Source organism: uncultured Sphingomonas sp. (genome assembly GCF_913774285.1).
Classification (GTDB): Bacteria; Pseudomonadota; Alphaproteobacteria; order Sphingomonadales; family Sphingomonadaceae; genus Sphingomonas.
The window spans coordinates 127789-140478 of the sequence record NZ_CAJYHX010000025.1; the positions used below are offsets into that span (position 1 = coordinate 127789).

The window sequence follows — 12690 nt, forward strand, 5'->3', positions numbered from 1 at the left end:
GCATCACGATTTGGGGTGACACATGCCATACGACCTGCCTATAAGTCGTATTACTGGATCTAGCAAACGTAATATCGGTTGCGACCGTCCGGCGGCTGAAATTCGCGCTTTCTCGCGCTGCGAAGATGGGGGTCGATCATGACAGTATGGGGTTCCAAGGCGCGGATCGCGGTGGCGGCGGTGGCGATGCTGGCGACGGCGTCGTGCGGCGGTAGCGGCACTGCACCAAAGGCGCGGACCGAGTTCAACATCGGCTGGTCGATCTATGCGGGCTGGATGCCCTGGCCCTATGCCGAACAGGCGGGCATCGTGAAGAAATGGGCCGACAAGTACGGCGTGAAGATCCACTTCACCCAGGTGAACGACTATGTCGAGTCGGTGAACCAGTTCAACGCCGGCAAGCTGGACGGCGTGACCGTCACCAACATGGATGCGCTCACCATCCCCGCCGCCGGCGGCAAGGATACCAGTGCGATCATCCTGGGCGATTACTCCAACGGCAATGACGGCATCGTGCTCAAGAACGCTAAGAGCCTCGCCGACATCAAGGACCGCACCGTCTATCTCGTCGAGCTGTCGGTCTCGCACTACCTCCTCGCGCGCGGGCTCTCCACGGTGGGCCTGCAGCTCTCGGACGTGAAGACGGTCAACACCTCGGACGCGGACATCGTCGGCGCCTTCGCCAACCCGGCCGCCACCGCCGTGGTCACCTGGAACCCGCAGCTGACCGAAGTCGCCAAGCTGCCCGGCGCCACCAAGGTGTTCGACTCGAGCCAGGTCCCCGCCGAGATCCTCGACCTGCTCGCCGTCGACACCGCGACGCTCAAGGCCAACCCGAACCTGGGCAAGGCGCTGGCCGGCATCTGGTACGAGACGATCCAGCTGATGCAGAAGAAGGACGCTGCCGGCGCCGCCGCCCGCGCCGCGATGGCCAAGCTGGCGGGCGCCACCCCGCAGGCGTTCGACGCGCAGCTCGCCACCACGCACCTCTACGGCACGCCGCAGGATGCCGTGGCGGCGGTCAAGTCGCCCGCGATCGGCGCGACCATGGTGAAGGTGCGCGACTTCAGCTTCTCCAAGGGGCTGTTCGGCCAGGGCGCCAAGTCGGCCGACGCGATCGGCATTTCGGTGCCGGGCAAGACGATCGGTAATGCCAACAACGTCAAGCTGCGCTTCGACCCGACCTATATGGAGCTGGCCGCGGCCGGCAAGCTCTGAGGCCGGACCCTCTATGCGCTGGGTGAACATCCGTCCCCGCCGCCGCACCGGCTGGCTGCTGGGGAGCCTGCCGCTGCTGCTCGCGGCGATCGTCTACCTCTTCGCCTCGGCCGCGCGGCATGCCGAGAATCCCTCGGACAAGCTGCTGCCCACCCCCGGCGCGATGGTCGAGGCGATGCACGGCCTGCTCGCCCAGGCCGACCCCTTAAGCGGCCGGCTGATCTTCTGGGCGGATACGGTGGCGAGCCTGGAACGGCTGGGCCTCGCGCTCGGCATCTGCGCGCTGTCGGCGCTGCTCGTCGGCATGGTGCTGGGCGTGCTCCCCGCCGCCCGCGCCACCTTCGGCGCGCTGGTCACGACGATCGCGGTGATCCCGCCGATCGCGCTGCTGCCGATCCTGTTCATCGTCTTCGGGCTGGGCGATACCGCCAAGGTCGCGCTGATCGTGATCGGCGTCACCCCCTTCCTGATCCGCGATCTCGCCGACCACATCACCGCGATTCCGCAGGAGCAGCTGATCAAGGCGCAGACGCTCGGCGCGAGCAGTTGGCAGCTCGCCCTCCGCGTGGCCCTGCCCCAGGCGTTACCCAGGCTGATCGCCGGCATCCGCCTCTCGCTAGGTCCCGCCTGGGTCTACCTGATCTCGGCCGAGGCGATCGCGTCGGACATCGGCCTCGGCTACCGCATCTTCCTCGTGCGGCGCTATCTCTCGATGGACATCATCATTCCGTATGTCGCCTGGATCTCGGTCCTCGCCATCCTGATGGACGTGGCGCTGGCCCAGCTGAGCAAGCGCGCCTTCGCCTGGGCGCATGGAGCCGGCCGATGAGCGCGCTCCTCTCCTTCCAGAATGTCTGGCTCGAATATGGCGACAAGGTCGTGCTCGAACGCGTCGAGCTCGACATCGCCGAGCGCAGCTTCGTCTCGATCGTCGGTCCCTCGGGGGCGGGCAAGAGCAGCTTCCTGCGGCTGGCGCTCGGCCAAGAGCGGCCGACGCGGGGCAAGATTCTGCTCGACGGCACGCTGCTCCCCGGCGAATGCGGCCCCGATCGCGGCGTGGTGTTCCAGCGCTACTCGGTGTTCCCGCACCTGAGTGCGCTCAGGAACGTGATGTTCGAGCGCGAGTGTGTCGGCGCCCCACTCACCGCCCGGCTGTTCGGCGCCGCCCGCCGCCGCGCCCGCGACGAGGCCGCCGCGATGCTCGCCGAGGTGGGCCTGGGCGACGCGCTCGACCTCTATCCCGCCCAGCTCTCTGGCGGCATGCAGCAGCGGCTCGCCATCGCGCAGGCGCTGATCGCGCGGCCGCGCGTGCTGCTGCTCGACGAGCCGTTCGGCGCGCTCGATCCCGGCATCCGGCAGGACATGCACCGGCTGATCCTCAAGCTGTGGGAGGAGCATGCGCTCACCGTGCTGATGGTCACCCACGACATTTCCGAGGCGTTCAACCTAGGCACCCGCGTGCTCACCTTCGACAAGCGCCGCGTCGATCCCCACGCCCCGCACCGCTTCGGCGCGACCGCCGTCTACGACCTCCACCTCACCCGCAAGCGGCGCGAGGCGATCGTCGAGGCGCAGCAGGAAGTATTACGATTGACAGAATCAGTAATAACCAGGAAAGAGGAATCACTGTGAAGGAACCCTCCTCCTCCCTCGCCCGGCTCAGCATGAGCCTGCCCGCCGAACTCTTCCGCCAGCTCGATGAAATGGTGGAAGACCGGGGGCTGCCCTCGCGCTCGCAGCTGATCGCCGAGCTGATCCGCGACGAGCTTGCCGAGCAGAGCGCCGCCTCGCGCCCCGAGGAGATGCTCGCGGGCACGATCACGCTCGTCTACCGCGCCGATCTCGGCCGGGTGCGCCACCAGCTGGCGCAGACGCAGAGCGAGTATCTGAAGGAGGTCATCTCCTCGCAGCACGTGTTCCTGGAGGACGACCAGTCGCTCGAGGTGCTGCTGGTCCAGGGGCCGGCGCGGCGCCTGCGCGACCTGTGCGATGCGCTGCGCAAGGTGCGCGGCGTGCAGCAATTGCGCCTCTTCACCACCACCGCGCTGCTGCCCCCGCTCCACGAGCAGGACGAGGCGGCGGCCCCAACCGGGAGCAAGGCGGCATGAGCATTCTCGCCGACCCCAATGCCGCACGCGACCATGCGCGCGCGATGGCCGGCACCGTCGTCGAGGCGATGCCGATCCTGCCGCCCAAGGCGGATGACCTGCCTGCGGGCGTCTCGGCCGACGATCTCGTCTGGGAAGAGACGATCGCCGCCGGCGGCTATGCCAGCCGCGTGCTGGCGCGCGGCACCCGGCTGCGGCTGATCGACCTGCACGGCGATGCCTGCGTCTCGCTCCAGCTGTTCAACGCCGCGATGCCGACCGAGCGGCTCAACGTCGCCGATACGGTGAAGGTGCAGTGGAACGCCTATCTCGGCACCGGCAGCCTGTTCCTTTCCGACATGGGCCGCGTGCTCGCCAGCATCGAGCAGGACGGCGCCGGCACCCATGACGCGTTCTGCGGAGCATCCAACGCCGCGTCGAACGAACGCCGCTACGGGGATGGCAGCAATTCGGGGCCGTTCCCCAATGCCCGCGATCGGCTGCTGCTGGGTGCGGCCAAGCACGGCCTCACCCGCCGCGACGTGCATCCGTGCGTGAACCTGTTCAAGGGCGTCCGCATCGCCGCCGACGGCACCACCGAACCGCAGTTCGGGCCGTTCGCGCCAGGCCGCACGCTGGTGCTGCGCGCCGAGATGGACCTGATTGTCGTGCTGGCCAATTGCCCGCACGTCCTCGATCCGCGTCCCTGGACCGTCACGCCGCTGCGCGCCACCGCCTGGCGCGGGCCGGTGACGGCGGAGAACGATCCGATCCGCAACGCGACGCCCGAGCGGCAACGCGCCTTCCTCAACACCGAAGACTGGGTCCGCCGCTGATGGAACAGGATGTGGCACTTGCCGGCCTCCCCGGCCGGGTGATCCATGACGAGATCGTCCCCGCCCGCGCCCCCTGGCTGCACCGGGTTAAGGCGGGCGAAACGCTCCGCGTCGTCGACCTCGAAGGCAACCAGGCGGTCGACTTCCTCCTCTACGCCACGGACGATGATGCCGAGCGCTACAGCGCGCAGGACACGATCGCGGCGCAGGCCAATATCTTCCTGCGCACCGGGAGCGTGCTGCGTTCGAACGAGGGCCGGCCGATGATGACGATCACCGCGACCGCGGTCGAGTATCACGACACGATCGGCGGCGCCTGTTCGTGCGAGTCCAACAGCTTGCGCTACGGCCATTTCACCAAGGCGCAGCACGCCTGTGTCGACAATTTCCTCGAGGCCAATCTGCGCGACGGCCGCGGCAAGCGCGACATCGTGTCGAACGTCAATTTCTTCATGAACGTGCCGGTCGAGGCCGATGGTGCGCTGGGCATCGTCGACGGCATCTCGGCGCCCGGCCTGACCGTGGACCTTCGCGCAGAAATGGATGTGACCGTGGTCGTTTCGAATTGCCCGCAGATCAACAATCCCTGCAACGGCTTCAATCCCACCCCCGTCCGCATGATCGTCACCGCATGAGCGTGCGCACCGTCCTGATCGCCAATCGCGGGGCGATCGCCTGCCGGATTATCCGCACGCTGAAGAAGATGGGCATCCGCTCGGTCGCGGTCTTCTCCGACGCCGACGAGGCCTCGCGCCATGTCGCGCTGGCGGACATTGCGGTGCGGATCGGCCCCGGCCCGGCGGCGGAAAGCTATCTCGACGTTGCCCGCATCCTGGCAGCCGCCAAGGAAACCGGCGCCGACGCGATCCACCCCGGCTATGGCTTCCTCTCCGAGAACGCCGCCTTTGCCGAAGCCTGCGAGACCGCCGGCATCGCCTTCATCGGCCCAACCCCGGACAGCATCCGCGCCTTCGGCCTCAAGCACAGCGCGCGCGCGCTGGCCGAGGCGGAGAACGTCCCCCTCGCCCCCGGCACCGGCCTGCTCGACAGCGTCGAGGCCGCGCTCGAAGCGGCGGAGCGCATCGGCTATCCGGTGATGCTCAAGGCGACCGCGGGCGGCGGCGGCATCGGCATGCGGGTGTGCGCCGACGCGCAGGCGGTGCGCGACGGCTATGCCGCGGTGGCGCGGCTGGGTGCAGGCAATTTCGGCGATGCCGGGCTGTTCCTCGAACGCTTCGTGCCGCGCGCGCGCCATGTCGAAGTGCAGATCTTCGGCGACGGCCAGGGCCGAGTCGTGGCGCTCGGCGAGCGCGACTGCTCGCTCCAGCGCCGCAACCAGAAGGTCGTCGAAGAGGCCCCCGCCCCGCACTTGCCCGAACGCGTCCGCGCGGCGCTGATCGAGGCGGCGGTGCGGCTGGGCGAGGCGGCCAACTACCGCTCCGCCGGCACCGTCGAGTTCCTCTACGATCCCGCGCGCGAGGACTGGTTCTTCCTCGAAGTGAATACGCGCCTCCAGGTCGAGCACGGCGTTACCGAGGAAGTGACCGGGGTCGACCTGGTCGAGTGGATGGTGCGCGGCGCAGGCGGCGATTACAGCTTCCTCGACACGCCCGTCCCCGCGCCGAAGGGTTGGTCGATCCAGGCGCGGCTCTATGCCGAGGATCCCGCGGTCGACTTCCGCCCGGCCTCGGGCACGCTCACCGACGTGGCGTTCCCGGAAGGCGTCCGCGTCGAGAGCTGGGTGGAGTCGGGCAGTACCGTGTCCTCCTTCTACGATCCGATGCTCGCCAAGCTGATCGTGCATGGCGAGGACCGCGAGTCCGCGGTCGCGGCGATGCAGGCGGCGCTCGACCGCACCCGCTTCGCCGGCATCGAGACCAATGTCCGCTGGCTCCGCGACGTGGCCCGCAGCGAGGACTTCGTTACCGGCGACGTCTCGACCCGCTCGCTCGAAACCGTGGTTCATCGCCCGCAGAGCATCGTCGTCCGCTCGGCCGGCACCGCGACCAGCGTGCAGGATTATCCCGGCCGTGTCGGCCTGTGGGACATCGGCGTGCCGCCCTCGGGCCCGATGGACGCGCGTGCCTTCCGCCTCGGCAACATGCTGCTCGGCAACGACAGCACCGCGCCCGGGCTGGAGATGACCGCGACGGGCCCCACCCTCCAGTTCAACACCGCGACCCGCATCGTCCTCACCGGCGCCGACTTCGCCGCGACGCTCGACGGCAAGCCGGTCGAGCGCAACAAGCCCATCGCGATCGCCGAGGGCCAGATTCTGGCGCTCGGCCGCGTCACCGGCGGCGGCATGCGCGGCTATATCCTGTTCGCCGGCGGGCTCGACGTGCCGAGCTATCTCGGCAGCGCCAGCACCTTCGATCTCGGCGAGTTCGGCGGCCATGGCGGGCGCGTGCTCCGCGTCGGCGACACGCTGCACCTCACCGATCACGCCCCCGCCGTCATTCCCGGCCCGCGTAGCATCGAGCAGGAACCGCTCGGCCCCGACTGGACGATCCGCGTCCTCTACGGCCCGCACGGCGCCCCCGATTTCTTCGCGCCGGACGATGTCGACACGATCCTCTCCGCCGAGTGGAAGGTCCACTACAACAGCAACCGCACCGGCGTGCGCCTGGTCGGCCCCAAGCCGCACTGGGCGCGCAAGGACGGCGGCGAGGCGGGGCTCCACCCGTCCAACATCCACGACAATCCCTATGCGATCGGCGCACTGGATTTCACCGGCGACATGCCGATCATCCTCGGCCCCGACGGCCCCTCGCTGGGCGGCTTCGTCTGCCCGTTCGTGGTGATCGCGGCGGACCTGTGGAAGGTCGGCCAGCTGGCACCGGGCGACCGCATCCAGTTCGAGCAGGTCAGCCTCGACGAGGCCGATGCCGCCGCCCAGGTCGAAGAGGCCTGGATCGAGGGCCGTGCCGCCACCGCGACCAGCCCCGCCAAGGGCGGCGGGCGCGACGCGATCCTGGTCGACCTGCCCGCCAAGGGCCGCCGCCCGCGTGTACTCTTCCGCCGCCAGGGCGATCGCAACCTGCTGGTCGAATATGGCCCGATCACGCTCGACCTCGAGCTGCGCCTGCGCGTCCATGCCGCGACGACGGCGCTTGCCGAGCTGGCGCTGCCGGGCATTCTCGACATCGTGCCGGGCATCCGCTCCTTCCAGGTGCATATCGACGGCATCCGCCTGAAGGAGGCGGCGCTGATCGAGCGGCTGACGCAGATCGAGGACGCACTCGGCGATCTCGAGGATTTCGTGATCCCCTCGCGCATCGTGCACCTGCCGCTGAGCTGGAACGATCCCGCGATCCACGAGACGATCCAGCGCTACATGCGCGTGGTCCGCGACGACGCGCCCTGGTGCCCGGACAATATCGAGTTCATCCGCCGCGCCAACGGGCTTGCCAGCGCCGAGGAGGTCCACCGGATCATCTTCGACGCCAGCTACCTCGTCTATGGCCTGGGCGACGTGTATCTCGGTGCGCCGGTGGCCACCCCGATCGACCCGCGCCACCGGCTGGTCACCACCAAGTACAACCCCGCCCGCACCTGGACGCCGCCCAATGTGGTCGGCATCGGCGGCGCCTATATGTGCATCTACGGCATGGAGGGTCCGGGCGGCTATCAGCTGTTCGGCCGCACCATCCAGGTGTGGAACACCTATCGCCAGACCGGCGCCTTCGCCGAGGGCAAGCCCTGGCTGCTCCGCTTCTTCGACCAGATCCGCTTCTTCCCGGTCAGCCACGAAGAGCTGACCGAATGGCGGCGCGACTTCCCGCTGGGCCGGCGCGAGATCCAGATCGAGGAGACCGAGTTCCGGCTCTCCGACTATCGCGAGTTCCTCGCCGAGAATGCGCGTTCGATCGCCGCGTTCGAGAAGCAGCGCAACGCCGCCTTCGCCGCCGAGCGTGCGGAGTGGGAACGCAAGGGCGAGTTCGATCGCGTCGCCAGCCTCACCGAAAGCGCGGACGACAGCGCCGACGAAGCGGTGACGGTGCCCGACGGCGCCGAGCTGGTGGAAGCGCCCTTCGGCGGCAGCGTTTGGAAGCTGCTCAAGGAGGTCGGCGACCCGATCGACGCCGGCGAGACGATCGCGGTGCTCGAAGCGATGAAGATGGAGTTCCCCGTGACCAGCCCGGCGGCGGGTACGGTGGCGGCGCTCTATGTCGCCGAGCGGCAGACCGTAACGCCGGGGTCGCCGGTGCTGGCGCTGGTGCGGGCATGACGGCGCTCGACCGGCTTTCGGTGGCGGGCATCGCCGCCGAGGTGCAGGCGGGGCGGCGCAGCGCGGTCGCGGTGATCGAGGACGTGATGGCGCGGCTCACCGCCTATGATGCCATCCAGCCGGCGGTGTGGATCTCGCGGTTCGAGCCCGATGCGCTGCGCGCCGCTGCGGCTGCGGTCGATGCACGGGTAGCTGCAGGCGAGACTCTGCCGCTGGCAGGCGTGCCCTTCGCTGTGAAGGACAATATCGACCTCGCGGGCCTCGCCACCACTGCCGCCTGCCCGGCCTTCGCCTATCAACCCGAGCAATCGGCGACGGTCGTCGCGAAGCTGGTGGCTGCCGGAGCCATCCCGGTCGGCAAGGCCAATCTCGACCAGTTCGCCACCGGCCTCAACGGCACGCGCAGCCCCTACGGCATCCCGCGAAACGCCTATAACCGCGCCTGGGTGAGCGGCGGCTCCAGCTCGGGCTCGGCCGTGGCGGTCGCCGCCGGACTGGTTGCCTTCGCGCTAGGCACCGATACCGCAGGCTCGGGACGGGTACCCGCCGCGTTCAACCATCTCGTTGGCCTCAAGCCGAGCAAGGGCCGCTGGAGCAGCTCGGGGCTTGTCCCCGCCTGCCGCACGCTCGACTGCATCACGGTGTTCGCGGCCACCACCGAGGATGCCGCGCTGGTCGATACTATCGCCGCCGGCTTCGACGCTACGGACTCGCTCTCCCGCGACCTGCCGGACCGGCCTCGTGCCCATCGCCGCATCGGCGTTCCCCGCCCGGAGCAATGCCGCTGGTTCGGCGACATCGAGTCCGAATACCTCTACCGCCAGGCGCTGGCCGGGTTCGACGCCGAGCTGGTCGAAATCGACCTCGCCCCGCTCGATGAAGCCGCGCGGCTGCTCTACGACGGCCCCTGGGTCGCCGAGCGCACCGCGGCACTGCAGGGCCTGTTGCTGGACAACCCCGACGCGATCCACCCGGTGGTGCGCGAGATCGTCGAAGGCGGCTTCGGCTATAGCGCGATCGATGCGTTCAACGGCGCTTATCGCCTGGTCGAACTCGCCCGCGCGGCGGCGGCGATGTGGGACCAGGTCGACCTGCTCGCCCTGCCCACCGCGCCGACCAGCTACCGCGTCGCGGAGATGCTTGCCGAGCCGATCAGGGTGAATGCGAGCCTCGGCGCCTACACCAATTTCGTGAACCTGCTCGATATGGCGGCGATTGCCGTACCCGCCGGCATGTATGCCAGCGGCGTCGGCTTCGGTGTGACGCTGATGGGCCCGGCGGGCACGGATCGCGCGCTGCTCGACGCAGCGAACGCACTTTTCCCCGCGACGGCAACCCCGCCGCCGCTGGACCTGGAGGGACGGATGGAAACGGTGAAGCTCGCGGTCGTAGGCGCCCATCTCGAAGGCATGCCGCTCCACTGGCAGCTGACCTCGCGCGAGGCGAAGTTCGTCGGCGCGACCACCACGGCGCCGACCTACAAGCTCTACGCCATGGCCGAGAGCGTACCGCCCAAGCCCGCGCTGGTGTACAGCGAGGACGGCGGTGCGGCGATCGCGCTGGAAGTCTACGAACTCGACATGGCCGCGTTCGGCAGCTTCGTCGCCGAAGTGCCCCCGCCGCTCGCGATCGGCACGGTGACGCTGGACGACGGCAGCATGGTCAAGGGCTTCGTCGCCGAGCCGCGCGCGATGACCGGCGCCGAGGACATCACCGCGCTCGGCGGCTGGCGGGCGTATATCGCGCGGGGCTGAGCACCCGCCCCTCGACCGTCATCCCGGCGAAAGCGGGATCCATTGGCGCCACGTATCCGCAGGAGCTACCACCGAGCGGCGAATGGATTCCAGCTTTCGCCGGAATGACAGATGGGAAGAGTCAGTCGTTGGGCCGGGCCGGCACCGGATAGACGATGAAGTCCGCGTGCCGGTCGATCGCGGGCACCGGTCCGGCTTTCGCCACCGCAGCGCGCAGCTCCTCGATCGTGGCGGGCGCCAGCGGGAGCGGATGCTCGTCCGCATGCACCGGCGCTTCCATCCCGTAATCCTTGCCCGGCGTGGTCGTCATCTCGATATGCGCGCCTAGCAGCGCCCGGATCGGGTGCGTCTTGGCGAACGCCGCCAGCCGCTCGGCACTGGCGCGGAAATCGTCGAAATGGTTCAGCGGCACATAGAGCCGCCCCGGATAGAGCATGTCGCCCGAGAACAGCAGCCGCGTCCGCGCATCATAGACCATGATGTGCGCCGGCTGGTGCCCCGGCGTCGCCAGCACATCGAGCATCCGTCCGCCCAGATCGTAGTGCGCCCCGTCGCGTGGCCAGTCGGTGAAGCGGAAGAACGCGGCCACCTCCGCGGGCTTCAGCCCGACCACGTCGGTATCAGGTCGATCGCGAAACTCGTCGTCGCCGGCATGGTGGTCGCCATGGCTGTGCGAATGCGCGACGACCAGCCGGATCGCGCGGCCGCCATGCCTGGCCTGCCAGTCGGCGACCAGCCGGTCCACCGTCGGCCGGATCTTCAGCCCGCCTGCCCCCGTATCGAGCAGCAGCGCCCGATCGCGGCCGAAGATCAGGTACAGGAACGGCGCCTCGAAATTGGTCTTCACCGATTGGCGGATCACGAAGGTGTCGCCGTCGATCGCCTGCACTTGCGTCTCCGGCTCGTTCGCCGCGGTGCCGTTGATCCAGGGCGCGAACGCCAGCGGCTTCGGGTCTGCCGCGCCGAGCAGCAGGAAGGCACCAAGGCCCAGCGAAAAACAGCGTTCAATCCGGTTCATAACGCCCATGCTGGGCTACCCATCGGCACCGGACAAGCCGCCAAATCCCCCGCTACGTCAAACGACTTACGGCGTGCCGACCCCGTTTCGGTCATCTTCGAATCATCGGAATCACGGGCGAGGACCGGGCGCAATCATGGATGCAGCTGTACCGACCAACTTCGAGGCAACCGGCGTGCAGGGCGGCCCGGTCAAGCGCTTCATCTTCACCTGGTTCCAGCCCGCGGTGCTGCTCGCGATGGTGCTGTTCTGGACGCTGGCACCGGATTCGATCGCCAAGGCCTCGGTCGCGGTCGGCATCGGCATCGTCTTCAAGCTCTGCCTGCTCGGCATGGAGCGGATCAGCGAGCGCCACCGCCACTGGCGGCTGACCTGGAAGGAGCTCGCCAGCGATCTCTTCTATGTCGGCATGAGCTACACGCTGATCAAATATGCCGGCAAGCATTTCGGCGATGACGCGATCATCGACGCTATCAAGGGCTATTTCCACCTCAAGACCGCCTGGGCGGGGCAGATCCCGATCCTGTTCCAGGCGCTGGCGATCCTGCTGATCTTTGATTTCTGCCAGTACTGGATGCATCGTGGCATGCACAACTGGACGCCGCTGTGGCTCACCCATGCGCCGCACCATCACATCACCCAGCTCAACGCGCTGAAGGGCTCCGTCGGCAATCCGATCGAGCTGTTCCTGATCGGCCTCAGTCTCGGTGGCTTCTTCGACTTCCTGCCGCGCGCCGCGCTGCTCGCCGGGGGCATCGGCATGGCGATCGGCGCCTATACCCATGCCAATATCCGCTTCAACACGCCGCGCTGGTGGTCCTTCCTGTTCAACACGGTCGAGCATCACAGCCTGCACCACTCGCCCGATTACGACAGCAGCCGGACGAACTACGCCAACACCTTCATCTTCATCGACCGCATTTTCGGCACCTGCCGCGACTCCGAGGCGGCGCATGTCGGGCTCGACGATTGCCGCCGATTGGGGATTAAGGAGCAAATGGTCTATCCGTTCCGGCCGGTGGTACGCTGGGTGAAGCAGCTGCGCGCCCCCCGCCTGCCCGAAGCGGTAGCCGCCGAATGAGCTGGCTGCGCGCGATCGACTGGATCTGGCACGTCCGCGGCACGCTGGCCCTGCCCGCCCGCCCCAGCTCCTTCCATGCGCTGGAGCCGGTATTCGAGGAGCGCGGCACCACGCTGGAGCGCGGCCCCGACACGCTGGTGTTCCACAAGGACAATCCGGACTCGCAGGACAGGCTCGCCTCGTTCGAGCACGGCACGCTGGAGTTCGTGGAGACCGAGCAGGGCCCGGCGCTGCGCTACGACCTGACCAGCCACCCGCTGCTCTGGTGCTTCATCGCGCCTGCGCCCTTCGCCGCGCTCGCCTATGCCGCGCAGCCGATGCGGATCCCCGGCTATGTCTTCGCCGGCATCTTCGCGGCGATGTATCTCGCCGGTCGCGTCATCGAGCAGCGAAACGCGCACAAGCTGTTCCGCGAGCGCCTGCTCGGGACCGACACCGCCGAGGCAGTGCCGGCCTGAGGAGGCG

General features: G+C 68.5%; 11 protein-coding genes. 10 read left to right on the forward strand and 1 reads right to left on the reverse strand.

The window, feature by feature from the left end; genetic code table 11:
• Nucleotides 1-138: 138 nt before the first annotated feature.
• From QZ670_RS12520 to atzF, 8 genes are read left to right on the forward strand one after another with little or no spacing between them, the layout of a single operon-like run.
• Nucleotides 139-1218, forward strand: a complete 1080-nt coding sequence (locus tag QZ670_RS12520; protein ID WP_294255850.1) for a putative urea ABC transporter substrate-binding protein — start codon at nucleotides 139-141, stop codon at nucleotides 1216-1218.
• 13 nt (nucleotides 1219-1231) lie between these two features.
• Nucleotides 1232-2047 (forward strand): ABC transporter permease subunit, encoded by an 816-nt coding sequence (locus tag QZ670_RS12525; RefSeq protein WP_294255852.1) that lies wholly within the window; start codon nucleotides 1232-1234, stop codon nucleotides 2045-2047.
• Nucleotides 2044-2850, forward strand: a complete 807-nt coding sequence (locus QZ670_RS12530; RefSeq protein ID WP_294255854.1) for an ATP-binding cassette domain-containing protein — start codon at nucleotides 2044-2046, stop codon at nucleotides 2848-2850. The genes QZ670_RS12525 and QZ670_RS12530 overlap by 4 nt, the downstream gene beginning before the upstream one ends.
• Complete coding sequence (locus QZ670_RS12535) at nucleotides 2847-3326, forward strand: CopG family ribbon-helix-helix protein (RefSeq protein ID WP_294255855.1); 480 nt, start codon at nucleotides 2847-2849, stop codon at nucleotides 3324-3326. Before QZ670_RS12530 ends, QZ670_RS12535 begins: the two co-directional genes overlap by 4 nt.
• Nucleotides 3323-4141 (forward strand): urea amidolyase associated protein UAAP1, encoded by an 819-nt coding sequence (locus tag QZ670_RS12540; RefSeq protein ID WP_294255858.1) that lies wholly within the window; start codon nucleotides 3323-3325, stop codon nucleotides 4139-4141. The genes QZ670_RS12535 and QZ670_RS12540 overlap by 4 nt, the downstream gene beginning before the upstream one ends.
• Nucleotides 4141-4776 (forward strand): urea amidolyase associated protein UAAP2, encoded by a 636-nt coding sequence (locus QZ670_RS12545; RefSeq protein ID WP_294255860.1) that lies wholly within the window; start codon nucleotides 4141-4143, stop codon nucleotides 4774-4776. Before QZ670_RS12540 ends, QZ670_RS12545 begins: the two co-directional genes overlap by 1 nt.
• On the forward strand, nucleotides 4773-8372 hold the full coding sequence (gene uca, locus QZ670_RS12550; protein ID WP_294255862.1) for an urea carboxylase: 3600 nt from the start codon (nucleotides 4773-4775) through the stop codon (nucleotides 8370-8372). The genes QZ670_RS12545 and uca overlap by 4 nt, the downstream gene beginning before the upstream one ends.
• Nucleotides 8369-10126 carry an allophanate hydrolase gene (gene atzF / locus QZ670_RS12555; protein WP_294255864.1) on the forward strand — a complete coding sequence of 586 codons (1758 nt, stop codon included), beginning with the start codon at nucleotides 8369-8371 and terminating at the stop codon, nucleotides 10124-10126. Before uca ends, atzF begins: the two co-directional genes overlap by 4 nt.
• Nucleotides 10127-10247: 121 nt before the next feature.
• Here the strand turns inward: atzF and QZ670_RS12560 are convergent, their stop codons facing one another.
• Complete coding sequence (locus QZ670_RS12560) at nucleotides 10248-11144, reverse strand: MBL fold metallo-hydrolase (protein ID WP_294255866.1); 897 nt, start codon at nucleotides 11142-11144, stop codon at nucleotides 10248-10250.
• A gap of 136 nt (nucleotides 11145-11280) precedes the next feature.
• On the opposite strand from QZ670_RS12560, the gene QZ670_RS12565 reads away from it, so the two are divergent.
• Both QZ670_RS12565 and QZ670_RS12570 read left to right on the forward strand, forming a co-directional pair.
• Entirely contained in the window at nucleotides 11281-12225 is a 945-nt protein-coding gene (locus QZ670_RS12565; protein WP_294255867.1) for a sterol desaturase family protein, read from the forward strand.
• Nucleotides 12222-12683 carry a hypothetical protein gene (locus tag QZ670_RS12570; protein ID WP_294255869.1) on the forward strand — a complete coding sequence of 154 codons (462 nt, stop codon included), beginning with the start codon at nucleotides 12222-12224 and terminating at the stop codon, nucleotides 12681-12683. The genes QZ670_RS12565 and QZ670_RS12570 overlap by 4 nt, the downstream gene beginning before the upstream one ends.
• Nucleotides 12684-12690: the final 7 nt, after the last annotated feature.

What these genes read in the sequence shown, in the direction of transcription:
- QZ670_RS12520 (WP_294255850.1), top strand. Translation starts at nt 139, where the DNA reads ATGACAGTATGGGGTTCCAAGGCGCGGATCGCGGTGGCGGCGGTGGCG.
- QZ670_RS12525 (WP_294255852.1), top strand. Translation starts at nt 1,232, where the DNA reads ATGCGCTGGGTGAACATCCGTCCCCGCCGCCGCACCGGCTGGCTGCTG.
- QZ670_RS12530 (WP_294255854.1), top strand. Translation starts at nt 2,044, where the DNA reads ATGAGCGCGCTCCTCTCCTTCCAGAATGTCTGGCTCGAATATGGCGAC.
- QZ670_RS12540 (WP_294255858.1), top strand. Translation starts at nt 3,323, where the DNA reads ATGAGCATTCTCGCCGACCCCAATGCCGCACGCGACCATGCGCGCGCG.
- QZ670_RS12545 (WP_294255860.1), top strand. Translation starts at nt 4,141, where the DNA reads ATGGAACAGGATGTGGCACTTGCCGGCCTCCCCGGCCGGGTGATCCAT.
- uca (WP_294255862.1), top strand. Translation starts at nt 4,773, where the DNA reads ATGAGCGTGCGCACCGTCCTGATCGCCAATCGCGGGGCGATCGCCTGC.
- atzF (WP_294255864.1), top strand. Translation starts at nt 8,369, where the DNA reads ATGACGGCGCTCGACCGGCTTTCGGTGGCGGGCATCGCCGCCGAGGTG.
- QZ670_RS12560 (WP_294255866.1), bottom strand. Translation starts at nt 11,144, where the DNA reads ATGAACCGGATTGAACGCTGTTTTTCGCTGGGCCTTGGTGCCTTCCTG.
- QZ670_RS12565 (WP_294255867.1), top strand. Translation starts at nt 11,281, where the DNA reads ATGGATGCAGCTGTACCGACCAACTTCGAGGCAACCGGCGTGCAGGGC.
- QZ670_RS12570 (WP_294255869.1), top strand. Translation starts at nt 12,222, where the DNA reads ATGAGCTGGCTGCGCGCGATCGACTGGATCTGGCACGTCCGCGGCACG.